This window comes from Pseudomonadota bacterium, assembly GCA_039033415.1.
In the GTDB taxonomy this organism is placed as follows: Bacteria; Pseudomonadota; Gammaproteobacteria; order Xanthomonadales; family SZUA-38; genus JANQOZ01.
In genome coordinates this window covers 245,395-270,974 of sequence record JBCCCR010000001.1, presented here as the reverse complement: position 1 = coordinate 270,974, position 25,580 = coordinate 245,395, and the positions used below count along the sequence as shown (strand labels likewise).

26 protein-coding genes are annotated in these 25,580 nt (G+C 61.8%); 9 read left to right on the top strand and 17 right to left on the bottom strand.

Annotated elements, in window-relative coordinates; genetic code table 11:
• Position 1: 1 nt before the first annotated feature.
• Together AAF358_01085 and AAF358_01080 are read right to left on the bottom strand one after the other, a co-directional pair.
• The gene (locus AAF358_01085; protein MEM7704112.1) at positions 2–1,588 is read right to left on the bottom strand and encodes an FAD-binding oxidoreductase; all 1,587 of its coding nucleotides are present in this window, start codon (positions 1,586–1,588) and stop codon (positions 2–4) included.
• A 139-nt stretch (positions 1,589–1,727) separates the two neighbouring features.
• A complete protein-coding gene (locus tag AAF358_01080; protein MEM7704111.1) occupies positions 1,728–2,921 on the bottom strand; it encodes an amino acid aminotransferase in 1,194 nt (397 codons plus the stop codon).
• Positions 2,922–3,058: 137 nt separating this feature from the next.
• Between AAF358_01080 and AAF358_01075 the strand changes: the two genes are divergently transcribed.
• The gene (locus AAF358_01075; GenBank protein MEM7704110.1) at positions 3,059–3,661 is read left to right on the top strand and encodes a superoxide dismutase; all 603 of its coding nucleotides are present in this window, start codon (positions 3,059–3,061) and stop codon (positions 3,659–3,661) included.
• A 56-nt stretch (positions 3,662–3,717) separates the two neighbouring features.
• On the opposite strand, the gene AAF358_01070 is transcribed toward AAF358_01075, so the two are convergent.
• From AAF358_01070 to AAF358_01040, 7 genes are read right to left on the bottom strand one after another with little or no spacing between them, the layout of a single operon-like run.
• Positions 3,718–5,145 (bottom strand): class I adenylate-forming enzyme family protein, encoded by a 1,428-nt coding sequence (locus tag AAF358_01070; GenBank protein MEM7704109.1) that lies wholly within the window; start codon positions 5,143–5,145, stop codon positions 3,718–3,720.
• Positions 5,142–6,029 carry an amidohydrolase family protein gene (locus AAF358_01065; GenBank protein MEM7704108.1) on the bottom strand — a complete coding sequence of 296 codons (888 nt, stop codon included), beginning with the start codon at positions 6,027–6,029 and terminating at the stop codon, positions 5,142–5,144. Before AAF358_01065 ends, AAF358_01070 begins: the two co-directional genes overlap by 4 nt.
• Before the next feature lie 24 nt (positions 6,030–6,053).
• Positions 6,054–7,316, bottom strand: coding sequence for a TRAP transporter large permease (locus tag AAF358_01060; protein ID MEM7704107.1), 1,263 nt, complete (start codon positions 7,314–7,316; stop codon positions 6,054–6,056).
• Between the two features lie 6 nt (positions 7,317–7,322).
• Positions 7,323–7,829 (bottom strand): TRAP transporter small permease, encoded by a 507-nt coding sequence (locus tag AAF358_01055; protein MEM7704106.1) that lies wholly within the window; start codon positions 7,827–7,829, stop codon positions 7,323–7,325.
• Positions 7,829–8,335 (bottom strand): DUF3598 family protein, encoded by a 507-nt coding sequence (locus tag AAF358_01050; GenBank protein ID MEM7704105.1) that lies wholly within the window; start codon positions 8,333–8,335, stop codon positions 7,829–7,831. The genes AAF358_01055 and AAF358_01050 overlap by 1 nt, the downstream gene beginning before the upstream one ends.
• A gap of 2 nt (positions 8,336–8,337) precedes the next feature.
• Positions 8,338–9,924: an alpha/beta fold hydrolase gene (locus AAF358_01045; protein ID MEM7704104.1), complete on the bottom strand. Its 1,587-nt coding sequence runs from the start codon at positions 9,922–9,924 to the stop codon at positions 8,338–8,340.
• A 22-nt stretch (positions 9,925–9,946) separates the two neighbouring features.
• Positions 9,947–11,545, bottom strand: a complete 1,599-nt coding sequence (locus tag AAF358_01040) for an FAD-binding oxidoreductase (protein ID MEM7704103.1) — start codon at positions 11,543–11,545, stop codon at positions 9,947–9,949.
• Between the two features lie 106 nt (positions 11,546–11,651).
• Here AAF358_01040 and AAF358_01035 point away from each other — a divergent pair, with 106 nt between their 5' ends.
• On the top strand, positions 11,652–12,620 hold the full coding sequence (locus tag AAF358_01035) for an NADP-dependent oxidoreductase (protein MEM7704102.1): 969 nt from the start codon (positions 11,652–11,654) through the stop codon (positions 12,618–12,620).
• Positions 12,621–12,648: 28 nt separating this feature from the next.
• Positions 12,649–13,536, top strand: a complete 888-nt coding sequence (locus AAF358_01030) for a DMT family transporter (GenBank protein MEM7704101.1) — start codon at positions 12,649–12,651, stop codon at positions 13,534–13,536.
• Here the strand turns inward: AAF358_01030 and AAF358_01025 are convergent.
• The 4 genes from AAF358_01025 to AAF358_01010 all read right to left on the bottom strand — a co-directional run bounded on the left by AAF358_01025 (position 13,533) and on the right by AAF358_01010 (position 16,721).
• Positions 13,533–14,189, bottom strand: coding sequence for a hypothetical protein (locus tag AAF358_01025; protein MEM7704100.1), 657 nt, complete (start codon positions 14,187–14,189; stop codon positions 13,533–13,535). The genes AAF358_01030 and AAF358_01025 overlap by 4 nt on opposite strands.
• Positions 14,190–14,231: 42 nt before the next feature.
• Positions 14,232–14,513, bottom strand: coding sequence for a hypothetical protein (locus tag AAF358_01020; GenBank protein ID MEM7704099.1), 282 nt, complete (start codon positions 14,511–14,513; stop codon positions 14,232–14,234).
• On the bottom strand, positions 14,506–15,696 hold the full coding sequence (locus AAF358_01015) for a class I SAM-dependent methyltransferase (protein ID MEM7704098.1): 1,191 nt from the start codon (positions 15,694–15,696) through the stop codon (positions 14,506–14,508). The genes AAF358_01020 and AAF358_01015 overlap by 8 nt, the downstream gene beginning before the upstream one ends.
• 86 nt (positions 15,697–15,782) lie before the next feature.
• On the bottom strand, positions 15,783–16,721 hold the full coding sequence (locus AAF358_01010) for an alpha/beta hydrolase (protein ID MEM7704097.1): 939 nt from the start codon (positions 16,719–16,721) through the stop codon (positions 15,783–15,785).
• 115 nt (positions 16,722–16,836) lie between these two features.
• On the opposite strand from AAF358_01010, the gene AAF358_01005 reads away from it, so the two are divergent.
• The 3 genes from AAF358_01005 to AAF358_00995 all read left to right on the top strand — a co-directional run bounded on the left by AAF358_01005 (position 16,837) and on the right by AAF358_00995 (position 19,799).
• Positions 16,837–18,162, top strand: a complete 1,326-nt coding sequence (locus tag AAF358_01005) for a M20/M25/M40 family metallo-hydrolase (GenBank protein ID MEM7704096.1) — start codon at positions 16,837–16,839, stop codon at positions 18,160–18,162.
• Positions 18,163–18,184: 22 nt separating this feature from the next.
• A complete protein-coding gene (gene nhaR, locus AAF358_01000; protein ID MEM7704095.1) occupies positions 18,185–19,084 on the top strand; it encodes a transcriptional activator NhaR in 900 nt (299 codons plus the stop codon).
• Between the two features lie 118 nt (positions 19,085–19,202).
• On the top strand, positions 19,203–19,799 hold the full coding sequence (locus AAF358_00995; GenBank protein ID MEM7704094.1) for a DUF533 domain-containing protein: 597 nt from the start codon (positions 19,203–19,205) through the stop codon (positions 19,797–19,799).
• Positions 19,800–19,936: 137 nt separating this feature from the next.
• On the opposite strand, the gene AAF358_00990 is transcribed toward AAF358_00995, so the two are convergent.
• Positions 19,937–20,518: a hypothetical protein gene (locus AAF358_00990; protein ID MEM7704093.1), complete on the bottom strand. Its 582-nt coding sequence runs from the start codon at positions 20,516–20,518 to the stop codon at positions 19,937–19,939.
• 253 nt (positions 20,519–20,771) lie between these two features.
• Here AAF358_00990 and AAF358_00985 point away from each other — a divergent pair, with 253 nt between their 5' ends.
• Positions 20,772–21,176 (top strand): DUF3052 domain-containing protein, encoded by a 405-nt coding sequence (locus AAF358_00985; GenBank protein MEM7704092.1) that lies wholly within the window; start codon positions 20,772–20,774, stop codon positions 21,174–21,176.
• Between the two features lie 11 nt (positions 21,177–21,187).
• Here the strand turns inward: AAF358_00985 and AAF358_00980 are convergent, their stop codons facing one another.
• The 3 genes from AAF358_00980 to AAF358_00970 form a co-directional block, all read right to left on the bottom strand.
• Positions 21,188–22,027, bottom strand: a complete 840-nt coding sequence (locus tag AAF358_00980; GenBank protein MEM7704091.1) for a hypothetical protein — start codon at positions 22,025–22,027, stop codon at positions 21,188–21,190.
• Positions 22,028–22,109: 82 nt separating this feature from the next.
• Positions 22,110–22,904, bottom strand: a complete 795-nt coding sequence (locus AAF358_00975; protein ID MEM7704090.1) for an alpha/beta hydrolase — start codon at positions 22,902–22,904, stop codon at positions 22,110–22,112.
• A gap of 39 nt (positions 22,905–22,943) precedes the next feature.
• Complete coding sequence (locus tag AAF358_00970; GenBank protein MEM7704089.1) at positions 22,944–23,411, bottom strand: VOC family protein; 468 nt, start codon at positions 23,409–23,411, stop codon at positions 22,944–22,946.
• A 61-nt stretch (positions 23,412–23,472) separates the two neighbouring features.
• On the opposite strand from AAF358_00970, the gene AAF358_00965 reads away from it, so the two are divergent.
• Together AAF358_00965 and AAF358_00960 are read left to right on the top strand one after the other, a co-directional pair.
• The gene (locus tag AAF358_00965; GenBank protein ID MEM7704088.1) at positions 23,473–24,519 is read left to right on the top strand and encodes an NADP-dependent oxidoreductase; all 1,047 of its coding nucleotides are present in this window, start codon (positions 23,473–23,475) and stop codon (positions 24,517–24,519) included.
• A 68-nt stretch (positions 24,520–24,587) separates the two neighbouring features.
• A complete protein-coding gene (locus AAF358_00960; protein ID MEM7704087.1) occupies positions 24,588–25,571 on the top strand; it encodes a nitronate monooxygenase family protein in 984 nt (327 codons plus the stop codon).
• Positions 25,572–25,580 lie beyond the last annotated feature (9 nt).

The window sequence follows — 25,580 nt, the reverse complement described above, 5'->3', positions numbered from 1 at the left end:
ATCAGATTGCGGGAATACCCAGGGCGTCGGGGTTAAGCAATCCCTTGGGATCGGTGCTGGCTTTGATCGAGCGGATTAACTGCTGACTGATCGGGTCCAGCCGGTCCCAGTAGGGATAGGCCTTGCCGAGCTGAAAGTGACCAGCGTTGTGCGCCTGATATAGGTCCACCAAGTCTTCTTTGAGCTGATGTACATACTCGCGGGCTGCCGGATTGGCCGGATGGCTGGGCAGATTGCCGAGGTATTCGGCGTCGATCATGGTGTCGTGGTAGATGCTGCGTTCATCGGGCCAGTACATCGCGATCTCATAGAGGAAGCCGGCCGCCCCCACGTTTTCAAACATGCCGCCGACCCACACGCCGTGTTTCTCGAAGTCCGCCTGGCGCGCTTCGACGAAAGCGTCGAAAGCCACGTGGAAGGGCAGCACATCCTCGTGCGAGAAAATGCCGTGGACGGGTACCCAGCGCTCACCCTGGGGACCCAGCGCGGCAAAGAGCGGCGCAAAGGGCATACCCTGCACCACCGTCGGTACGGTGTTCGGAATTTCGTCAGCCACTTCGTCCATGATTCGGCGCAGCTCCTGCGCCTTGGCCTCAGCGTGTTTCTTGTCCACGCCGTGCACGAGGTAGTGGCAGGAATAGTCGGCACGCTTCAGCGCCCGGTCTCCGGCCAACCCCATCTTGGCGAGCTGCTTGACGCCACTGGCCATGGAGCGGGCGTTTTTGAGCACCGACAGCGCCATTTCCTTGCGCCGGCCCGCCCGCTCCTCGCGCGCGATCTGTCCCTGAGACAGCGCTGCGTCTAGCGCAAAATGTTCGTCGTCCAGCCCCGCGCGGGCCGCCGCGGTCATGCCCGCGTGCAGGGCGGCAAAGTTTGGATAGGAAAACGACAGGGCAACAAACTCCGGGCGCTTGCTGAGCAGCGGAAGCGTCACCGAGACCTTGACGCCAAGCGCGCCGCAGTCGCCGCAAAACAGTCCGGTGGTATCCGGGCCGTAGCTGCGAGCGAACGGCGGAGCGCCGGCGGCCGCCGTTCCCGTGTGGAACGTTATGCCGTCGCTGGCCGCAATCTCCATGCTCAGCGCCGAGTCGCCCGACACGCCGTGGGCCCCGCTGCCATGACTGATCGCGTTCTGGCTCATCGAACCCGCAACGGTTGCGGCGATGCCGGAAAATGGCCCCCAGAAGGGAGTTCTTAGACCCAGCGGGTCCAGCCGCTCCTTGAGCTCGGCCCAGGTCACGCCCGGCTCGACGGTGACAAAACCATTTGCCTCATCCACGTCGATATTTTTGAGCCGTCGAGTGTCGATCAGCATCGTGCCCTCTCGCGTGGCGAGATAGGCATCGGTGTAAGACGCGCCGCCGCCCCGAACCACAATAGGCGCGCTGTATTGATCGGCAATCGCCAGGCATCTCAACAGCTCGTCGCGGCTCGATGGCGCAACGATGGCCACCGGCGGCAGCCCCGCACGAAAAACGTCCGTAGCGAGGAAGGTGGCCTCTTCGGCGTCGGTGATCAGAATCTGCGAACCCAGCTGCTCCGAAAGAGCGCTGGCCAGATCGCTGCTGGCAATGGGGGCTGTTTGCATATCATCGGTCTCCGCTGGAGGAACGAATAGTCCGGACATGCCTCGCCAGCCCGGCCCTGCTGACGTGATGCAGCACTGGGAATAGTGAGCCGGTTCAGGCGTCAGCGCAATATCAGTTTGGCAAAACAGCTATGCCGTATCAGGCCAGTACCTCGTAGACCGAACTAACAAAATAGTCCAGATTGTTGTCGCGCAGACCCGCCACGTTGAACCGGGTATCGCCGACCAGATAGATAGAGAACTCGTCGCGGAGCCGTGCGACCTCTTCCGGTGATATGCCCAGCAGGGAAAACATGCCGAATTGACGCTCGATAAACGAAAAATCGCGTTGGACCCCGGCGTCTCTTAGCTTTTGTACCAGCTTGCTGCGCTGACCGTTGATGCGGTCTCGCATGGCGGCCAGCTCATCGTGCCAGCGAGCCGTGAGCTCTTCGGACTTTAAAATAAGGTCGACAATGCCAGGACCGTGGGTCGGCGGCATGGAGTAGATCCCGCGGGTGGTTGAATTGATGATCGACTCAGCGTCGAGCGCCTTGTCGCGATTCGGCAGCACCATAGAAATAGCGCCACATCGTTCACGATACAGGCCGAAGTTTTTTGAGCAGGAGCTGGTCACCATAAACTCCTGAGCCCGGTCGGCCAGCAGTCTGATCAGGATGGCGTCCGTGTCCAGATCGACGCCAAAACCCTGATAGGCCATGTCGACCAGCGGCAGGAACCCGCGGTCCACGCCCAGGTCGACGACCTGTGACCACTGCTCAGCGTTCAGGTCGATGCCCGCCGGGTTATGACAGCATGCGTGCATCACCACGACGTCGTTTGGACCGAGCTGCCCCAGATCTTCGAGCATGCCGGCGAAGTCCAGCTCGCCGGTGCTGCCGTCCCGGTATCGATAACGTTCAAGACTGAAGCCCGCCGCGGGAAACAGCGCCTCGTGATTCGGCCAGGTCGGGGTTGGCACCCAGATTGTCGAGTCAGGCCGGACATACTTGATGACCTCACCGGCCACCCGCAGTGCTCCGGTACCGCCGGGCGTCTGGATTGTAGTGATGCGGCCGGCCTCGAGCGCCGGATGATCCGGACCCAGCAGCAGGCGACTGATCGACTCATTAAAGCCCACGACACCCCGAGGCCCCAGATAGGCTTTGCTGCTTTCTGACCGGTTGAGCGCCGTTTCCGCTTCTTTGACGCAATCGAGGACCGGTGTAAGCCCTTCCTCGGTCTGGTAAACCCCCACACCCAGGTCCACCTTGTTCGGATTGGGGTCCGCTTTGTACGCCGCAATGAGGCCGAGAATGACGTCCGGGGGTACGCGAGAAATCTGCTCAAACATGCCTTTGCCAACCGATCTGTCACTGGTCTCCAAGTTTACCGCGACTGCCGTCCGAAACACTGAGTTTTTTTCATTCTTTTGACATCGATTATGGGATACCTTACGGCCTTCTGTTTAGCCCATCCAAGGAGCATCCAATGGCTTTTGAACTGCCGGCTTTGCCGTACGCAGCCGACGCGCTGGAACCGCACGTTTCAGCGGATACCTTCAGCTACCACCACGGCAAACACCACAACGCCTATATCAGCAAGCTCAACGCTGCGCTGGAGACTGAAGCGGGCGAAAAATATGCAGGCATGTCGCTGGTGGAAATCACCCGCAAGGCCGCCGCTGAGGGTGATCAGGGCACTTTCAACAACGCTGCGCAGAGCTGGAACCACGAATTTCTGTGGCACAGCATGGCGCCCAGCGGCGGTGGTGAACCCAGCGGTGCGCTGGCCGACGCGATCAACAGCACCTTCGGCAGCCTGGATGCTTTTAAAGAGCAGTTTGCCGCTGCGGCCGCAGGGCAGTTTGGCAGCGGCTGGGCCTGGCTGGTTGCCACCGACTCGGGGCTGGAGATCCGCGCGACCGGCAACGCTGAGACGCCGCTGACCGAGTCTGGGGTAAAGCCGCTGCTGACGCTCGACGTCTGGGAGCACGCCTACTATCTGGACCACCAGAACAATCGGCCGGGCTACATCTCAGCGTTCCTCGATCATTTGATCAACTGGGAATTTGCGGCCAACAACTTTGCATAACCCGGTTTCGCCATCCGGCGCCGTCGACACCCTACGTCGGCGGCGCTTCCCACAGCCTAAGGGTCCGGCAACGCCTTCTTGTTGATTTTTCCCGAGCCAGCTTTCGGCAGCTCAGCCAGGCAAATGAACTCGGCGGGGACTTTGTAAGGGGCAAGCTGCTCTTTACAGACTGCCTGTAGCGTCATCGGATCGGGGTCACCGGCATAAAACGCCACCACCTCCTGCCCGCGGCCTTCGCTCTCACGCCCGACCACCGCCACCTCAGCAACGCCCGGCTGGCGTCCCAGCAGCCGCTCGATTTCGGCTGGATAGATATTGACCCCGCCGCGAATGATCACGTCTTTCTCTCGGCCCCGCAGCGTGATGAAACCCCGCGAGTCGACGCTGGCCAGATCACCAGGGTAAAACCAGCCGCCGGTTTCATCCTGCTGCTGCCCGTGCTCGTCGACAAAAGCGCGCGCCAGGCCAGGCCCGCGGTAGCGCAGGCGGCCGGTTTCCCCCGCAGGAAGCGGCTCCCCGTCAGAGTCCACGATCTCTACCTCTAGCCGGAAGCCGGCGCGACCCACCGTAGCTGAGTACTCACCAAAATCTTCCGGCTGCAGCACAGACACGCCACCACCTTCGCTCGAGGCATAGTAGGCCAGCAGCCGTGGGCACAATCGCTCGCGGAACTGCGCAGCCTCGTCGGGAAACAGCGGCTCACCCGACACCACAAGTCGGCGAAGGTTGGGCCAGGCGGGCTGCGACCCGGCGGCAAGCGGGGCGATGCGGCGCAGGCTGGTCGGCACCAGGAACGCCGCGGTGACCGCCAGCTCATTAATCTCGCGGAGAATTTGGGCCGGCTTCTGCGGCGGCGGCGACATCACAACGGTGGCACCAGCCGCCAGGAAACACATCGCGAAGGAACGGCCGGCGCCGAAGTACAGCGGCGACGCGGCGTAGAAGCGGTCGCTGACGTTAAAGCCGAGCGTCACCCACTGATTGATAAATCGCTCCAGCATCTGCTGGTGCGAGACGAGCGCACCTTTGGGTCGTCCGGTGGTACCCGACGATAACGACACCAGCCAGATCTGGTCGCCGCCATCCGTGAGGGCCGGCGGTTCGTCCCGCGCCGGCCAGGCCTCGGGCAGCGCGGCGGATGCCAGATCCTGCGGAGGGGTGGCCGAAGGTTCGTGAATCAGCAGTTTGACGCTCATCGACCGGCCGGTCGCCAGCTTCTCGCCGTCCGTCCAGCGATGATCCATGGGCACCAGCACCGCTCCCAGATAGGGGATCGCAAAATGCAGCACCAGATGGGCCGGGTGTTCCTTTAAACACAGACCGACCCGATCGCCTTCCTCGACGCCATGCTCAGCCAGCCAGCCAGCCGCCAGCGCCACTTCGCGCCACAGGGCTTCGTAGCTTAGGGTCCCGCCGGCCCATTCGATGGCCGGATGATCAGGCCGGTTTCGCGCACCGGCGCGAAGCACGCCGGCGAGGTTCATGTGCCGGCGTCTTCCGGCAGGCCATAAACCTTGATGACGTTGTCGCGAAGCAGCTTTTTCAGCGAGCTCTCGCGGATTGGCAGATCCCGTATCTCGCCCATCGTGCGGGCGAAATCCAGCACCGGAAAATCGGTCCCAAACATCACTTTGCCGCTGCCATAGCTGTCGATATAGCGAATGAAGCTCTCCGGCCAATACTTGGGGCTGTGGGCATCACTGCCGATAAACACGTTGTCGTGCTTCCAGCACATCGCAATCATCTCGTCCGTCCACGGGATCCCGACATGGATCCCGATCAGCTTAAGCTCTGGGAAATCACAGGCCACCGGGTCCAGCTTGATCGGCTGACCAACACTCCGGCAGCGGTAGTCCGGGGAATAGTTCATCGACTGCCCAACCTGCATCTGCACGGGCACGCCGAGCTCGCAGCACTTCGTGTAGAACGGGTAGTACTTGGCGTGGTCAGGGGCCAGCTCAAACCAGTGGGGGTAAAGGTGTGCGCCGATGAAACCGAGTTCCTTGACCGCGTACTCCAGCTGACGGACGCCCTCCATGCCCATAAAGGGATCGATGCCGCAGAGTCCGGAAAACCGCTTCGGATACTCCTGCACGGCGTCGGCCACGACTTCCAGGGGCATGTGGTAGCAGCCCGGAAGTCCGGGGCGCCCCGACTTGGCCGCCACCAGAAAGCCATGCCCAATGCCGGCGTCGTCCATCCGCTGCACCATCTCTTCCAGCGTCAGGCCGGCCATCAACCCCTGCTTGGCCCTCATCTTGCCGGAGAAAAACTGCGGCCCCCAGTCCGGGCGACAGGACAACGCGCGCTCGGTCCAGATGTTGACCACGGCGTCGATGGCTTTGTAGTCCAGCGGCTCGGCACTCATAGGGCGTCCTCTTTTGGTCGAAAGCTATCCCAGCAGGAACAGCGAGATGCGCGGGATAAAGGTTACCAGCACCAGCCCCGTCAGCATGATCAGCAAAAACGGCACCACCGCTTTGCAGATCGTCCAAAAATCCTCCTTGAACGCGCCCATGGCCACAATCAGGTTGAGGCCAAAAGGTGGCGTCAGGTAGCCGATCTCGAGATTGACGATCATCACAATGCCGAAGTGTACGGCGTCAATACCCTGCGCCGCGGCAACGGGCGCCAGCATCGGCGCCAGGATCAGCACCGCAGAGCCGATGTCCATCACCGTGCCGACCATCAGCAGAAACAGATTGCTGGTAACCAGGAATTCCGTGGGGCTGGAGAACTGCTCCATGAACCAGGCGACCACCTGCTCCGGGATGCGTTCGTAGGTCAGGAAAACGTTGAGGCTCACCGCGAGCATCAGCACTGGGAACAGCGAGCCCAGCAGCCGTGAGGTGTCACCCACCACCTCATAAACTCCCTTGGCACCCAGCTCGCGATGCACCAGCACCTCCACCAGCAGCGCATACACCACCGCCACCGCCGCCGATTCCGTGGCGGTGAAATGGCCCGAGTAGATCCCGCCCAGGATGATGACCGGCATCAGCAGCGACCAGATCCCCTCGCGCAGCGAGGTGCCAATCTCCTTCAAATCCCAGCTGCCGCCGCGCTGGTCCCAGTTGCGGACCACGGCATAGGCGCTCAGCAGCGCGGTGAGGACCAACGCCGGACCGATGCCGGCGATAAACAGATCGGTGATCGATACGCGGGTCATCACGCCATAGAGAATCAGCGGGATGCTTGGCGGCACGATGATGCCCAGCGTGCCCGCCGCGCACAGCGCCCCGAGCGAAAAAGCGCGGGAGTAGCCCGCCGCCAGCAGGGCAGGGTACATCACGCTGCCGACGGCCAGCAGCGTGACAGTTGATGAACCGGATATGGCCGCAAAAAGTGCACACGCCAGGACGGTCGCCATCGCCATGCCGCCGGGAATCGGGCCGGTCAGCGCCGCCACAAAACGCACCAGCCGTGTCGCCATGGCGCCCCGGGACATGATCTGCCCCGACAGGATAAACAGCGGTATCGACAGCAGGACGTCCCGGTTCAACGCGTGCCAGGCGTCCAGCAATATGAAGCTGGGATGATCCGGACTCTGGCTGAGGTAGACCCAGACGAGAGCGACACCCAGCACCACCACCAGCGGCTGGCGCAGAACCAGGAGGGCCAGCAGAACCGCGGTGAGTGTCAGGGCGGCCAGCACGTTTGGTCAGCTCGCAGTACGCGTGGGGTCGGCGGGACGCCAGTCTGGATTCAGCGCGAATGCACCGTGACGGACTGTGGCGATCACAAAAGCGAGCGGAATGACCGCCATCATCGGCCATACCAGCACGCCGATCAGCACCGAACGTTCCTCAAGCTGCAGCGCGCTGTAGGTAATCCTCCAGCCGAACGCGGCAAAGACGCCAAAGAATATGGCGGTCAGCGCTTCGGCGAGCCGGTTGATCTGCCGATCCCAGCTCGCCGGCAGCCAGCTGTCGGCAAACCGGGGACGCAGATGGGTGCCGGCGCTGGAGGCCAGGCCCAGCCCGAGCATCACGACAAAAATGTTGGCGTAGACGCCGGCCTGCCGGGCCCAGTGAAGCCCGACGCCCGTGGTTTCCCGCCACACCACGTCGGCAAAAATCGCCAGCACCATGAACGTAAAGGCGGCAAACGTTGCCGCTCGCTCGAAGGTGTCCAGGCGTTTGAGCCAGCCGGGTGCGGAGTGCTCCATCAAAAGAAGGTGGCGATGTCCTTAAAGGTGTCGGTTGAGTTCTCGTACGCGGCCCAATCGTCCGAAATCCGCTGCTCGTCGATCAGGGTTCGCTGATCGAGCTGTCCGTTGCGAAACCATTGCCAGACGCGGGAGCGGTATTTTCCGCAGTCGCTCAGCTGGATCATCTCATAAAGGTAGAGACCGGGATCATCGTTGCGGGTCCAGTGCAGCATCACGGTGCGGCCGAACTCGTCGAGCGGTACCTCCGCCGCCCAGCCCGTGATCTCCGTAAAGAAGATCAGGCGACCATCCTCAATCTTGGTGGGAAAATCCCGCACCTCTGTCCGGCCGTCCGCCCAGAAGTAGTTATTGGTCTGGTGATAGGTGTCCTCGGAAGGGAACCGGCACAGCAGGCGAGATTTGTGTTCACCAACGTTGTTCCCGTTGATGTCTACGTAGCGATAGTAGCCTTCCCAAACCCCCTCGTGTCGGGTCAGCAGGGGCATGGTGTCTTTCAATGTCATAGTCAGTCTTCCAGCGATTCAGCGAGTTGATGGAGTTGAATGGGTGATTGCCACGGCGCATCGGGAAACGCCTTTCGGGCCGCGTCTCCGAGCGGCGTCTCAGCCAGCGTCAGCCAGCGGCCGCGGTCAAGGTTGGGCGCCGGCAGCGCAGCCAGCTGGGCCAGGGTCGCCGGCAGGTCAGCGCAGGCCAGCACCGCCTTGAGCTGCGCGGTCAGCGTTTCGCCGTCGAGCACGGGCGTGCCCGTCAGTGCAGAGTCAGGCTGTGTCTTGTACCACGGCGCAAACATCTGCCTCATCCGCAGCCAGTGCCAGATCTCTTGCCAGTGCGCGCCGCTCGACCGAGGCTCCAGGGCGGGCAAGGCGTCCGGCGAATCGTCCACCGGACGGGGGTTCAGCAGAGTCATGGGACAGCCAAAGCGTTCGTGGAGCAACGTGGCCAACGCGGCCGACTCGCCCAACGCGAGCACCGGCGGCGGTCCGCCCTCAGTCGCTGCCAGGCTTTCATAGAGCTCCACCATATCCGCGGCCAAGTCCTGCGATGGGCTGCTCGCGCCGTGCCCGGGCAGATCGGGTGCAAGACAGCGAAACGCCGTTCCCAGGACGGTCGCCAGCGGTTGCGCGGTTCGCGAATCGAAACCCGGCTGATGGAGCAGCAGCAGCGGCCGACCGCTACCGGTTACCCGCAGATGAAAACGGCCAACATAGGTTCGCGGCGCCTCGGCCGGTGCGCCCGCCGCGCCGGTCAACCCGTTGGCAACCTGGTTTTGATGATGAGTGACGGCGTGGATCAGGCCCGAGATCCGGTCTCCCATCGACGGGCCGCAAACCTGCATCCGAAAGTGCGCCGGTATCTCATACTCGTCGAACATGTCGGTGTAAGGCTTGATGATGCTGCCGGCCCACCGCATCAGGGTCGTCGGCACGGTCACGGCCAGCAGGCGCTCGGCTTTTTCGTTGAAAAACGCTTCTCGATAGGCCCAGGCGTAGCTTGGACCAGCCTCCAGAATCTGCCGGGCAAATACGTCGGTGAAGGCCGGATCCAGACCTGCGTTCGGAAGGCGGGCGGCAGGGTCCTGCCAGGGGAAAAACAGCAGCTGATCGCGTGCCAGCGACCAGGTTCGGATCAAGTGGCCGCCGAGGTCGTCAACCGTCAGGTCAGGAAAGTAGCCGTCCGTAATCGCTTCACGGTCATCGTCGCTGAAATGGGCGGCATTGTCGGCGATCAGAAAGCTGCACCGCTCCGGATAGGCACGGGCGTACTCGATGGCAATCTGAGCACCCGTGGCCGTGCCGTAAACCCCGACGCGCGCATACCCCATGGCCCGCCGAAACCCCTCGATGGCCTCGACATAGGCCGAGAGCCCCTGGCCCCCAGGGTTCTCGGTGAGCGGGTCGGACTGACCGTAACCCGGCGTGTCTAGTGTCAGCACCGTCGCGTGTGGCGCGAGGGCTTCCGCCAGCGGCACCAGAGATTTTGAGGACAGCGGCGAGGCGTGCAGCATCAGCAGCGGCGGGCCTTCGCCAGCCGTCCGATAGTGGATCAGGCGCGGCCGGTCGGCCGTGCCGATATTGGCGTATGCACAGCGCATGGCAGGAACGTGAGTCGGGGCGTCAGGCGTCGGTGCCGGCAGCACCCAGCCCGAGACTGCCTGGATTGATCCGCCGCGCCGGGTCCAGCGCCTGCTTGATCTCGTTCAGGGCCTGCCAGGAGCGAGGCTTAATCTGATGCAGCGGATAAGTCTTGCCGACCTGCAGGTGCGCCGCGCCCGCGGCCGCGAAGATGTCGACCATCTCGTTGCGCAGGCGCTGCACTTCAGCTCGCGCCGTCAGGTCTTCGTCAAACCCTTTCAGCTTCTTGCGGACCGGCGCTTCGACGGTGAGATCATGCAGCTCTTTCATCGCGTCCGGCCAGAAGAACACCGGCTCCAGGCAAAAGCAGTTGGTGGACACGGTGGCAAACAGAAAGCCGATCTGGATCTGGTGCCGCTCGAGGGTCTCCGCCTCGCGCTGCTCCAGCTCGTAAATCTGGCGAGTTACCTGCGAAACCTTGGAATGCGGCAGCATGGCGTGAATCGGCGCCCACCGCTCCCCGTTGGGCCCCACTACGTTGTTGAGCGGCGTGAAGGGGTTGGACCGGAGGATCCGCGGAATGGAGTCATCCAGCGCCTCGCCGCTGCTGCCCTCGCAGATCTTCCGGATCGCAGCTGCGGCGGCATCAGCCGCCTCGGCGACCCGTTCCTCCACCATGATGTGAACCGAGTAGTTGGCATCCTCCATAAACCGCCGACCGGCCATCGCAACTTTCAGTCCGCTCTTGATGGCTCCGCCGACCGATCCGCTGGCTTTCATCACACCGGCGAGCGACTTGACGTCTTTGGCGAGACTTTCCCGCTGCATCCGCATGCCGGTAAGGCAAGGATCGAAAGCGAAACACTCCATGGCCAGACCCTGGCGGGCAACCTCACTCATGGCCGCCAGCAGGTTGTCGTAGGTTTCGAAGGCAAAGGAGAGATAGCGTCGCTCCTCAAGCTCAGGTATCAGCCGGAAGGTCGCGGTGGCCTTCAGGCCCAGCGCGCCGTTGTCACCGCTGAACAGGCCGGTCAGGTCCGGGCCGTAGTGCCGGAAAAACGGGCTGCCGTTGGGCTGTGCGCCCGAGCCCGTCGCCAGCACCTCGCCGTCAGCCATCACGACCTCCAGGCCGATCACGGAGTCGACGCAGGTGCCAAACTGACCGGACCCCCAGAAAATGGAGTTCTGAGACAGGCCGCCACCCACGGTCGCCGTGATGCCGGAGAGCGTTCCCCAGTATGGGGTACGCAGGCCGGTTCCTTTCAGCGCGTCGTGAAGATCCATCCAGGTGCATCCGCACTGGACCGTGACGTACATGTCCTGCTCGTTGACTTCCAGGACCTTGTTCATGCCCGACATGTCGACCAGCACAGACCCGGGCTGCACGGCCAGATAGCCTGAGGTGTAAGACATCCCGCCACCGCGGGCGATTACCGCCTGACCGGCGGCCGCCGCAGCCGCGACTACCTGGCTGAGCTGTTCGGTGCTTTGCGGACGAACCACCACGGCCACGGGCTCGCCGTGTTTGTAGACGTCCTGGGACATCAGGGTGATGGTTTCATCGTCAACCGCTACGCGATCAGCGCCTAGCAGGTGAATGAGTTGGTCTGTCAGAGTGTCGTTGGATCGTGCCTGAGCCATGAGCTTGCCGTTCTATAAGAGGTGTTTTTTCTGCGGAAGCGTTAAATGTACTATATCTATAACATTTAACCACAGGTCGGGATGCATGGATAACAGGCAGATTGTGTTGAAAACGCGAAGCCAGGGCGTGCCTGAGCCCGCAGACTTTGAACTCGCGACCGGTCAGGCCGGGAGCCCAGTGGAAGGCAAGATGCTCTGCAAGACGCTGTTTATCAGCCTGGATCCGTACCTGCGTGGGAAAATCAGCGGTCGCCACCTGTCCGGCGCCATTCAGCCCGGGGAGCTGATGATCAGCGAGACCGTATCCGAGGTGCTCGAATCTCAACATCCGGATTTTCGCGAGGGCGACATCGTGGCGGCGTTTACCGGCTGGGAAGAGTATCCGATTGTCGACGGCGCGCTGGCGCGTAAGGTCAATCCCTCCCTTGGGCCGGTCTCCACAACGCTCGGCATTCTCGGCATGCCCGGCCTGACCGCCTATGCGGGTCTGCTCAGACTCGGCGAGCCCAAGGCTGGAGATACGGTCCTGGTCTCGGCCGCTACCGGTCCGGTTGGCTCCATGGTCGGCCAGATTGCGAGGATCAAAGGCTGCCGGGTTGTCGGGGTTGCGGGTTCGGAACGCAAGTGTGCCTGGGCCGTCGAAAAGGCCGGCTTTGCCGCATGCATCAACTACAAGACGCAGGACGTACGCGAGGCACTCAAGGAATCCTGCCCCGACGGCATCGACGTGTATTTCGACAACGTCGGCGGAGATCTGCTGCAGGCCGCAATGGAGCAGCTGGCCATCGGCGCGCGGGTTGTGCTGTGCGGACTGATGGCGCAATACAACAGTGACGACATGCCGCCGGGCCCAAACCCCGCGTGGACCATCAAAGCCCGGGCTACGGTGCGAGGCATGGTCGTCTACGACCACGAGGACGCACGCGCCGAGTTTGAGAAGGCGGTGGGCGGCTGGCTGCGGGAGGGCCTGATCCACTTTCTGGAAGATTCGGTTGACGGTATCGAGAACGCCCCCGATCACTTCTGCCGACTGATGCGCGGCGAAAACGTCGGCAAAGCGATGGTGGCCCTCTGACCGGGCGCCGCCTTCACAGCGCTGCGGCGTGACCACCCGCTCATACCGCGTCGCGCTGCTGGAGCTGCATCTGGCGGTATTGTTGTTTGGCCTTGCCGGCGTGTTGGGCAAGGCGATTACGGCCGGTGCGCTGATGATCGTTTTTGGCCGTTCTGCGGTCGCCGCGCTGACGCTGGGTCTAGGCCTCGCCCTCGGGCTGAAAAATCGCCGACAGTCGTTTGCCTGGCCGCGGACGCAGCGGTTGGGACTCGTCGCCAGCGGCTTGCTGCTGGCCGTTCACTGGCTGGCGTTCTTTCACGCGATCAATCTTTCGAGTGTTGCCGTCGGCGTTGTCGGTTACGCCACCGCGCCGCTGTTTGTCGTTATGCTGGAACCGCTGCTGAGCGGCACGAGGCTGCGACCGGCAGACAGCCTCACCGCGCTGGCGGTGCTGGTCGGCCTTTACCTGGTCGCTTCACCGGACGATGCCACCCAGCGCCTCGCGGCCATCGGGTGGGCCGTTTTTTCGGGCTTCACGTTCGCGCTGTTGACGCTCCTGAATCGACACCTGGTTCAAGGCGTCTCCTTTCTTTACGTTGCGTTCTGTCAGCAGGCCGGCGCGGCCATATGCCTGCTGCCGATTGTGCTCCTTTCAGGTGTCGCCTTGCCCGGCACGCAGGATCTGCTGCTGATCGGCGTGCTCGGGCTCGCCTGCAGCGCGCTGGCGCAAACCCTGTTTGTGAAATCGCTCGGGCATCTAAAGGCACAGCTGGCGAGCGTGGTCAGCGGGCTAGAGCCGATTTACGCGATTGTGCTGGCGACGCTGATGCTGGGAGACCGCCCCGCACCCGCTACGCTACTCGGTGCCGGCATCGTGCTGCTGGCGGTTACGGCGGCGACGCTGATGCATCCGACGCCGACGGCATCGGACGACTAAAACGAAGGTTTATCGATACCCAGCCAAGCGGCTGCCAGGACCAGCGCATAGATGGCAAGGACCGCCCAATAGACCGGGCCGATCGCTTTGCTGTAAGCCGCGTTGCGTTCATCGGTTGCGCCTTCGGTAACAATCCCCAGAAACGCCTCCACCGCCGGCTTGAAGAGGATATCGAGCACCACGCCAGCGACAAAAATCAGCCCGACGCTCAGCACCTTGAGCGCCAGCCAGGTCGGCGTGTTGACGCCCAGGAGCATCCCGATGGCAACACCGCTCACAAACAGCGCGAGCAAACCGTTAGCTACAAAGTTGAACAACATAACCCGCTGCTCCAGGGGCGTTTCCGGGTTGAGAAAGCCGACCCACAGGATTGCGGCCCAGACGAGGCCAGCAGCCCAAACGGCGGTCAGCATCATGCTCGACATATCGATCAGGCCTAGCTGCGAGGCGAGGGTCAACCCCGAGGGAAGAATCAGCGTCAGCGCCGTGCGCGGCATTCGGTCGAGCACCATCGCCAGCTTCAGAACGGTCACCCGCGTTTCCACCGACAGGTCGGTGCGTTCCGTGACCTTAGCACCGAGAAACACACCCAGGTCTGTCCCCAGCCAAAACACCAGCAACAAGATATGAAAAAAGATCAGCAGGCTATACACAGGGAAATCCTCGGGTGTTGTGGTTATCCGACGGAGTTGGCGTCAGCTTTCGATGTTTCGTGCGGCACCCAAAACATCGCGAATCAGCTTCGCTGAGGCGGCATCCAGCACCGCGCTGTCGGCTTCAGCAAACTCGTAGCTCTCGATGTCTTCGTCCTCGAGCAACTGCTTCTCCACCAGCAGCTTTTCAAGCGCCGTATGGCGCTCGCGAAGCGCCCAATGCTCTTCCAGCAATCTGGTGACAATCGCCAGCAGCCGATCGACGTCCGGATCGTCATAGAAAGCCTTGCGGCCGCCTCGCACCTCCCGCGACAGATCAGTCATCCGCTTTCACCGAACCGAAACCGTACCACTTAATCTGGTCTGACAGCCGACCCGTATCCTCGTCAAACTCTGCTGCGCCGGTGACCGCGCCGGTGAACTCCTCTTCGCTGACGTAAGTTTGGCGGGGCATCACGGCTTCGAAGAAGCGATCTGGGGCAAACCCGCCTTTGGTGGTCAGTTCTCGATAATCCTGATCGCGAAACGGCTTATAAAACGGCTCGTTGTTGTAGTAACAGTCCCAGTCGAGGTAAAAGCCATCGTACGGCTCAACCGCCGAGTTCGGGGGGAGCTCCATATTGAGCAGCACGCCACCGGGCTTCAGCACCCGATGAGCTTCGGCCATAAAAGCGTGAATCATTTTGACCGGCAGCTCGTGCAGAAACATGGATGTGAACACCACGTCCACAGAGTTGTCTTCAAACGGCAGGCAGTCGCCGGAGGCCTGTTTGAAATGCACGGCAACATCCATCGCCTCCGCGCGCGCATGCGCGTACCGGAGGCAGGCGGCAGCAAGGTCGACGCCGGTCACCTCAGCATCGGGAAACGTTTGTTTCCAGGGCAGCGTGTTGTGGCCGATGGTGCAGCCAACATCCAGGATATGCTGCGGATTCAGGTGCGGAAACTTGAGCTTGAGGAAGGTCGCCATCGACCAGCCGATGTCGTTGAGCTGGCGCCCCATCGCGCCGAAGGCAAAGACATTGAGGCCGTTGTCATAAACGGCCCCCGGCTCAACCACCGCGTCAGCAGCGCCCCGGTAGTTTGACGGCATCAGGTGAACATCCACCGCGTCAGCGTAGCGTGGGGGGTCAAGTTCGGGATCGAGCGTGAGGCTGCCGCGGGGCGCCTCGCTCAGGGTCTCAAACGTCGTCTGCAGCTCCGTACGATTGGCGCCTACCGAATCCATGACGCTGTCCCAAACCAGCTCCTGAGCCGTGCAGCGCAGCGACGAATAAAAATTGAAGACCGGCGTGTTTTTGACGATGTTATGCACGTCACTTCCGTCGGCGGGCTCGGTACCGCCGGCCGACAGGTGCGCCGGCAGCTGCTTGGTGTCGTAGTCCTGCCGGAGCTCGCCGGCCAAATCCATGAGCACATAACCCCGCAGACCAGAGACAAACCGTTCGCGTGCGCGTTCATCGCGACCTTTTCGCAAGTCGAGCGCGTGATTCAGGCGGGTATCCATAGCGACTCCAATGTCCGGACAAGGGATTTAGTGTACCGAATCGAGCGGTTTTTCCTACCCGTCCGGCTGCCGATAGACCGCAGGTTTCAGCCCTGGCCGGTCAGCGCATCCAGAGTGCGCTGAAGCTGCGCGTTGAAACGCTGCGGCTGCTCCAGCTGGAGGAAGTGGCCGACACCCTTCATCAGCACCGCCTCGTAGTCCGCGTACCGGCGATTCAGCTCAACCTCCGTCACCGGCGTCATGGGGCCAGGTCCTGCGTTGATAACCCGGATGGGCGTGTTGGCGTTCTGCAGCATGTCGGGAAGGCTGATCCGTGCAAAGTCAGCAAACAGCGCCACCGCAACCTCAGGATCGGTCTGCTGAGCTTCAGCGACGATCCAGTCCCGCAGCTCGGGGTTGAGCGACCCGCCGCCCATGCCCTCAAACATGCCCTTCATGCTTCCGCCAAAGTCCGCCTGGAATGCGGCCATCATTTGGCCGACTTGCTCGACCGGATACTCGATGTCAGCGTTGTGCAGCGTGTCTACGCCGATAACGCCTGCCACCCGATCCGGCATCCGGGCGGCTGCAGCCAGACTCACCGGACCACCCATCGAGTGTCCGATCAGCACCATCTTTCTTACCTTCAGCTCGTCGACCACGGCCTGCACGTCCTGGGCCAGTCCGGCGATGGTCCACACACCGCGGTCGGTTCCAGACTGGCCATGGCCACCCAGATCGAGGGCCACAACCCGATAGTTCTCGGCAAACGCGGCAAGCTGCTCGCGCCAAAACGCCGTATTACAGGACCAGCCGTGCACAAATACGAGCGTCGGATCGGAGTTCTGGCGTTTGCTGCCCATCACACGATAGTGGATCTCCACGCCGTCGGGCGCGAAGGTTTTGCCTTCCGTGGGGCCGGCGCTGGCCGCAGGAACGTCCTCGGACCCAGACGAGCTGGCGGCACTGGTGTCCTCACTGCGCTGTGATTCACAGGCGGCTAGAACCCAAGTCAGGCAAACAGCAGGCAGAACCTTTCGGATCATGATTGTTACCTCTGGCTGGGACCGGCAGCCTAACATTAACCTCCTCCACCCGCGCGACCCTCGACGGATGCCCGCTGGCGCTGCATCATGGCGCCATGAGTGAGAGATCGTGCTGATGTTCCAGCCGCTCAAAATCCTGCTGATTCTCCTAACCGGGTGCCTGCTGCCCGCCTCACCGGCTTTTTCTCTGGATCCCAACGAACGGGCGATTGTCGACGCCATCGACACATCCCTTCCGGAGGCGCAGGCGCTGCTTCGCGAACTGGTGGATATCAACAGCGGCACGCAGAATCTGGAAGGCGTCGCGCGAGTTGGTCATCTGCTAAGAGACCGCTTCGACGCGCTCGGTTTTGCGACTCGCTGGGATGACGGGGCCGTGTTCGGCCGGGCGGGTCACCTATGGGCAGCCCATGGGAATAGCGGCACCCGGCTGCTGCTCATCGGTCATCTGGACACCGTGTTTGCCAGTGACAGCCCCTTTCAGGAGGTCACCGAGCTAGGGGGCAACCGCTGGCGTGGTCCCGGCATCACCGATATGAAGGGCGGGGACGTGATTATGCTGTACGCCCTGGCGGCCTTGCAGACCGCCGGCGTGCTCGACCAGATCTCGGTGCAAGTTGTGATCACCGGCGACGAGGAGTCCCGAGGTCAGCCCCATAGAGAGGCAAACCGGACCCTGCTCGATGCGGCTCGCTGGGCCGATATCGCCATGGGGTTTGAGGACGGCGACGGGGACCCGGAGACGGCGGTGATTTCGCGCCGCGGGTCTATGGGATGGCAGCTTGAGGTGACCGGGAAACCCGCGCACTCGTCGCAGATTTTTCGGTCGGATATTGGCTATGGCGCAATTTTCGAGGCCGCCCGCATCCTGGACAGCTTTCGCACCGAGCTCTCGAACGTGCCGCTGCTGACGTTCAATCCTGGCGTGATCGTCGGCGGCACCGACCTTACGCTGGATGCCACCACGGCCCGAGGCACAGCCTTTGGCAAAAACAACGTGATCGCGCGAGGGGTGAGCGTGAAAGGCGGGATCCGGGCCGTTTCACCCGAACAGCTGGCCGAGGCGAAGGCGGTCATGCAGCGGATCGTCGCTAAGAACCTTGCCCACACCGGCGCCAGCCTGGTTTTTGCTGACGGCTATCCGCCGATGGCCCCGACCGCGGGCAATCGAGAACTGCTGGGGATTTACAATCAGGCCAGCCAGGACCTCGGATTCGGCGACGTCAGAGCCGTCGATCCAAGACGCGCCGGCGCCGCGGACATATCATTTGCCGCGGCACACGTTACGATGGCGCTGGACGGCCTCGGGCTGATGGGCTACGGCGGCCACACCGAGGGCGAAACGGCGCTGATGAAAACTTTTAGCGAACAAATGAAGCGTGCCGCCCTGGTGATGTATCGGCTGCGGGACTGCTCCCGCTGCCGTGATGTTGGACCCTGATGGCGGAGGCATTGGAGACAGCTTGAGACACCTCAACTACCACCACTTAATGTATTTCTGGACCGTCGCCCGCGAGGGCAGCATCGCCCGGGCCTCAGAGATTCTTCACCTGACGCCGCAGACCATCAGCGGGCAACTCAAACTGCTGGAGGAATCGGTGGGCGAAGCGCTCTTTCATCGCACCGGTCGCAACCTGACCCTCACCGAAACCGGCCATACGGTCAGACAGTATGCGGACGAGATCTTTTCGCTCGGCGCGGAGCTGACCCAGCGAATTCGCAGCAAGACGCCCGGGCTGCCGGAAACGCTGAACGTCGGCGTGGTCAATACCATCGCTAAGCTCATCACGTACCGCATGGTTCAGCCGGCGATGACGGACGAGAACCCGGTCAAGGTCATCTGTATCGAGGGCCCGCTGGAAACGCTGCTGGGCGAGCTGGCGGTGCATCACCTGGACCTGGTCATCTCCGACCGGCCGGTGCCAACGGGCCTGAACGTTAAAGCCTACTCTCACCCACTGGGTACCAGCGGCGTCGCGTTCTTTGGCCGCGATGAGCTGGTAGCGCAATTCAAGCCGGATTTCCCCGGCGCGCTGGACGGTGCGCCCGTGCTGCTGCCGGCCTCACATACCGTTTTGCGGCGGAAGCTCGACGAGTGGTTCGACCGCAACGGCGTTGTGCCCTCGATCGCCGTCGAGTGCGACGACAGTGCGCTGCTGAAAGCGTTTGGAGAGGCCGGCAAGGGTCTTTTCCCCGCGCCGGCCGTGATCGCTCAGGAGGTCACCCAGATGTACCGCTGCGAACTGCTAGGCCTGATCGACGGCATCACCGAGTCGTACTACGCTATTTCGCCCGAGCGAAAGCTTAAGCACCCAGCGGTTACCGCAATCACCCGGATGGCCAGGGATGAGTTGCTTGGCTGAATCTAGAGTCGACCTCTGAAACAGTTCGGTTTTCTCGAATCAAAGCGGATGTAAAAACGATTTTTCCTCGAGTGCATGAATAGCCCACTATGGCGATCGTTTGTTTTAGGTCAGAACGTTGAAGTCTTCGACATCCGCCGGTGAATCCGCCCGGCACGGTAAGCGTTCTGCTGACTCCAAGGCCAGCACGTACCTACGAGAGAGAGGCATCGCTGGGGTAATCCAGCTGGCCCATGCCAGCTACCAGCGATATCAAGCCAGCCATGCTCGTCGCGGAGCCTTGCCGGGTATTGTTGAAAACACCGAAGCAGCCATTTGGGGTTCACTCCTCGCGTCCGAGTTTCGGGCGACCGGTGAGGAGTCAGCCTCGGATGTGGGGGTGTCTGGCATTCTGCCGGTCCGCGCGCTCATGGCGGCCCGCATGGCAGACCAAGATTTTGAATCGCTGACTCATGCCCGCGAGCTGCTGCAAGGCACGCCGCTGCAGCAGCAGGTGCTGGATTCTCTTACCGAACGCTGGACCATGAGCTCAATCGTGAGTCTCAACACCACGCCTGAGGGTGCAATCGTGATCTATACCGCGTCATCGCTGGCGCTGAATAACGAGCCCCATCCCTATCTACAAAAGCTGGCAGGCGCGCTGCAGCTTCCAGCAGGCGTGGTAAAGAGCGTTCACGACCAAACGACTGAGCAGCTCAGCTGTCAGCGAATCTGACACAACGTTTTCCTCACCAATCCGCTTTACCACCGTCCTGAGCAACACGTTGCTCAACGAATCGAGTACGCAAAAAAAAGCCGCTCGGGGAGAGCGGCTCAAAGTAAGGCCCTGCCGAAGCAGGACGAGGGGACACGTTAGCCCTGGGTGGATGCCACCTGGGCTGGAATTGGGTGAGTGGCAACTTTGGCCGTGAGCTTGCGCAGCGTCTCAATCATGTGAGGCTTGAGCGGCTTCTGGACCTCTCCGAGCGCGGTTTCAAGCTTGAGCACGACCGACGGTTCATCCAGCAGAATCTGGACCAGTCGAGGGTCGAGCGCGAACTCGAGTTTCTCGATATATGGCTCGCGTAAGCTGTTGTGAGTTTCGCGGGCGACGTGGAGCGGCACCGGCAGCAGGCGGCGGTCTTCCAGCTGAATTGTCAGCGGCTGATCCATCGCTCCCAGCAGCCAGCTTCGCGGTCCGTCGTGACGCAGCCAGAGGATGTACTCCATCACCTGCGCGTTATCGTCGGCGACCAGCGCGCTGAGGCCTACGGTCATGCCGTCATCCGGAGAAAAGCGGCTGCCGGCCGTCTGGAATTGCCAGAGTGGCGCTGATTCGAGCTGAACGCTGTAAAAGCTGACGCCGCGCACCGGGTCCCGGGTTTCGGTCATCGCTTCTGCGTGAGCGGCCATGCCGGGTAGAGCTAGCACCGCACCTGCCAGAAGATTGCGCAATTGGGTTTTCGCTGGCGACCAAATCATTTCTCTTAAACTCCTGCGTGAGCCGACCCCTGCCGGCTGCTTCGATGGTTAGAATACGAAAAAACACCTGTTCGGAAAATACGGATTAAACGCGAATATTATTCGGTTTTACCGACATTAGAATGTGTCGCCGTTCCGGTGTTGAAGCCCATGGCGTCAGCGATACAGCAGCAGTTGCTATCATTGAGTGCACCCACCGCTGAGCGTTGGTGCGGAGGCGATCTTTATGAACCAAGCTGCTGCCGGGTATTCGAAAAAGCCGCTCTACCAGAAGTTAGGGCTCAAACCCGGCATGCGCTGTCTGGTGCTGAGTGCACCGGATCACTACGACGAACTGCTGGCGGGCGCCGAGGGTGTGCGGTTTATGAAGCGGGCCAAGACGGCTGACGTGGTACACCTGTTTTGCCGTCGGCGCTCCGACCTGACCCGCCGCATTGACGCCGCCCTCGGAAAAGTTGCGCCCGGAGGAATGCTCTGGCTTTCCTGGCCAAAAAAATCGTCGCCGCTCTTCAAGGACCTGACCGAAGACGAACTGCGGCGGGTTGTTCTTCCCACCGGCTGGGTGGATGTAAAAGTCTGCGCGGTTGACCATGACTGGTCGGGACTCAAGTTCCTGCGCCGGCGAAGCTAGTGTCGCGGGGACTATCGTCGGACAGCGATAACCGATTCTCTGACGTCTTCAAACCCTTTTCGAAAAGCCAGTACACCTGACTCCGAGGGTTTGCCGCCGGCGGTATTGATCCGGTAACCCATCGGCCGACCGTCGCCGTCAGTCCAGAGGTTAAACTCCAGAACAAAGTCGCCGCCTTGTGGGGTTGGCACGCGTTCCACCATGTCGTATTCGCGGATCGTGACAGTCGAGCCGTCGGTCCGCACGACGGGCAGCTCCCGCAGCAGGGTCAGCTCCGCCCGCTGGTTGTCCGGGCTCGTAAAGGCCCGTCGCAGATCCTGCGCCGCCCAGCGATAGGTTTGGGTACCCCCCCGCTGGTGATCGTAGCGTTCCGTCATCACAAACATCGGGCTGCCGCTGGGGCCCATGTCCATAAAACATCCCTCCGGGCAGGGCACGGTCGCCTCGATATTGGTCGACTCACCGCGAACGCTCACCGCAACACGTTTCTCTTTGGCCTCCAGCAGGACGGTTACCGGCTCGTCTTTATAGATACCCGCACCGATCGCCCGAAGGGCGTTCCAGTCGCCGTCATAGTCGTAGCGGGTCTGTACGCGCAGCGATCCGTCGCGCATAGTCGTCGCCGAGAGAAGCGTCATCCCGCCGTCCGGGCGCCTGAGGAACTCGAACGTCTCTTCGCGCGCGAAGCCCGGTTTGCCGGCCACGACAAAACTGCCCGCGTCCACGAGCCGGATGTTTTTCAGTCCCGCCAGCGTGAGTCCATCGTCGCTCGCAGGCGCGGCCTGAGCGACAGTCCACGAACACGCCAATGCCATCGCTACCGCGAGTGTTCTGGCAGCTGATCTCATCATCACTTTCTCCCAACCGTTACGCAGACCACGCCTGGCAGCCTGACGACATCCAGTGATACCCGTCAAGCGTTTCCCGCCCGCTTCACTCAGCGTCCGTGCCGTGGACGAAGCGGGCGACTGCCTCTGACCAGGCCTCCGGCTGTTCGTCGACGATATCGTGCGTCCCGCCCGGTAACTCGACGTACGTAAATTCCGGCCGCAGGTTTCGGGCCTTTTTTGCCAGGTGGTTGATATCGTCACCACTGTTGGTAAGGATCAACACCTTGCCCGAAAGCGCCAGAAAATCCGGTTCCATCTGATAGCTGAAGGCCGCGCGATGGCCGTACCAGAGGGTATCCCCGGCCCACAGCTGATCGACCAGCCGGCGATGCATCGCTTCCTCGTCGGTCCAGCCGGCAGAGTATTTGACGCGGGTATCCCAACGCTCCTGCAGATGAGACCCATCAGCGTGCACGGTCGGTGACTCAAACTTGATGTCGCGAAACGGCTCGAGGTCCTGCTCCGACAGCAGCGGCGGACCATTCAAAATGAGCGACTCCACGCGCGACGGATTTGTCGCGGCGAAGCTGCAGGCGATGGCGGCGCCGGTGTGGTGGCCGAGGATGTGGGCGCTCGCCAGCCCCAGACCATCCAACATCGCTGGGAACATCGCGGCGTATTCGGCGATGGTCGGCGGTTCAGCGGGCACATCGGAGTTGCCAAATCCCGGGGTGTCGATCGCCACGGCCCGGACGCCAAGACGGCTGAGATGCGGCATCGCCCGCTCGAACTGGCGGCCGCAGACCGGCGACTGATGCGCAAGCAGCAGCGTGGGCCCCTCGCCCGCCTCATAGTAATGAAGCTGGCCGAATGGCCCATCGACATAACCCTTTCTCACCGCTTAAGCCCCGTTTTGTTAGGTAGGATCATGCGCACCTCACGGGTGAGCGCTGATCTCCATATAGATGCCGTTCGGGTCGAACATCGAGACACTCCGAAGATGGATCACCGACTGACCGTCTGGTGACGGCACTTCCCAGTCGACGGGCGCCGTGACCACGTTGGCGCCCAGCTCGGTTGCGCGACGATAAACGGCGTCCACGTCCTCGGTCTCAATCACAAGTATCGGCTCACCCATACGAATCATGGTCCGGTCCTTGCGCGTCCCGGTGTCGAACGGCGGGTCCAGGTATTGAAGAAAACCCAGCTTGCCGATCTTCGGATCGGCCGCCTCGACAATCACCAGCTTGACCTCCGCTTTATCGGACGCCCCGGATGGGGGAAAACGATGGTCCGCCTTCACGATATTGTCGTACCACACGCTCCAGCCAAAGACCTTGACGTAAAACTGCGCCGAGGCTTCCGCGTCGGCAACCACAAACGTTGTGCGTTTCAGGATATCCATATTTATAAGTGTCACAATGCACCACCCGTCAAGCAATAGCGAGTAAGGCCTGACTGCTTCCATGATCGAGGACAACATCAACCGCCAGTGGACCGTCGCCCGCCACCCCGAGACCAGCCTGGACCACAGCCACTTTGCCTATCGTGAACAGCCGATCGACCCGGTCAGCGACGGGCAGATTCTGCTGCGCTCCCGCTATCTCAACGTGGCGCCGGTCATGCGGATGTACATGATGGAAAACGGCGGCGGCTTCTCGACCGAAAGCCCGCTCAGCATCGGCGACGTCATCCACGGACGAGGCGTAGCCGAGGTGGTCGATTCCAAACACGCGGACTTTCAGGTCGGGGATTTTGTCCACGGGCAACTCGGCTGGCAGAGCTACAAAGTCTCTTCCGTGACGCCGGGCGAGAAGATCATCAAGATGCAGCGCCGGGGTGTTCCCGCCTATTACGGGCTGTCAGCGCTCGGCATGACCGGCTACTCAGCCTATTGCGGTTTTGTGACCCGTGGTGCACCCAAAGCCGGTGACGCGGTGCTGGTCTCCGGCGCCGCAGGCGGCGTGGGATCACTGGTGGTGCAGATCGCCAAAGCGCTCGGCTGCGGCCCGGTGGTCGGTATTGCCGGGAGCGAAAAGAAATGCCAAATGATCGGTGAGCTGGGTGCTGACGCCATGATCAACTACCGGGAAGAGAACGTGGCTGAGCGCATCGCCGAGCTGCTGCCGGACGGCATCGGCGTCTATTTTGACAACGTCGGCGGTGCGATTCTCGAAGCGGCCTTGGACAACCTGGCGAGAGATGCGCGGGTGGTGCTTTGCGGGTCCATCTCCGAGTATCAGCAGGAGCACCGTACGGGCCCAAAAAACTACACAAGCCTGCGCGCGTCGGAGGCCGACATGCGCGGCTTTTTTGTCTACAACCACGCTGCTGATTTTGAGCGCGCGGAGGTCGACATGGCCGGGTGGATCAAGGCAGAGAAGCTCCGCGCGCTAGTCGACATTAGCGATGGGTTTAAAGCGATGCCCGACGCCCTGATCGGCCTGTACACCGGCGAGAATCTTGGCAAACGGCTCGTCAGAGTCATGCCCGGTGAATACCTCATTTTCTGACCCACCATTGCGAACCTGCCGCCAGCCTTCACCCTCAACGTCCGCCTCAAGGAACTGGAAACCCATTGATGAAAACCCGAATCACCGAACTGCTGAACATCGAGCACCCCATCATTCAGGGCGGCATGCACTACGTTGGCTTTGCCGAGCTGGCGGCGGCGGTCAGCAACGCGGGCGGTCTGGGCATCATCACTGGCCTGACCCAAAAAACGCCCGCAGACCTGGCCAACGAAATCGCGCGCTGTCACGACATGACGGACAAGCCCTTCGGAGTAAACGTGACGTTCCTCCCGACCGTGAACGCACCGGATTACCCGGCCATCATCAAGACCATCATTCAGGGTGGCGTCAAAATCGTAGAGACCGCGGGCAACAACCCTTCCCAGGTCCTGCCATACCTGCAGGACGCCGGCATCAAGGTGGTGCATAAATGCACGTCGGTGCGCCACGCGCTCAAAGCCCAGTCGATCGGCTGTGATGCCGCCAGCGTTGACGGCTTCGAGTGTGGCGGGCATCCGGGGGAGGACGATGTACCCAATATGATCCTGCTGCCTCGCGCAGCCGACGAGCTGGAAATCCCTTTTGTGGCGTCCGGCGGCCAGGCGGACGGCCGTTCGCTGGTTGCGTCTCTGGCCATGGGGGCGGACGGCATGAACATGGGCACGCGCTTCATCGCCACCAAGGAAGCGCCGGTCCACGAGAACGTCAAACAGGCCATCGTGAACGCCTCCGAGCTGGAGACGCGGCTGGTGATGCGGCCGCTGCGCAACACGGAAAGGGTGCTGAACAACGCAGCCGTGGAAAGCCTGCTAGAAAAGGAGAAGCGGCTTGGCGACCAGCTGAAGTTCGAGGACATCATCGATGAGGTTGCCGGCGTTTATCCTCGGATCATGATGGAGGGTGATATGGATGCGGGCGCCTGGTCGTGCGGCATGGTCGCGGGGTTGATTAACGATATCCCAACCGTCCAGGAGCTGATGGACCGGATCATAGCCGAGGCCGAAAGCATTATCGAATCGCGTCTGGGTGGCATGGTGGGCTCGGCGGTTTGATCCGGCCGG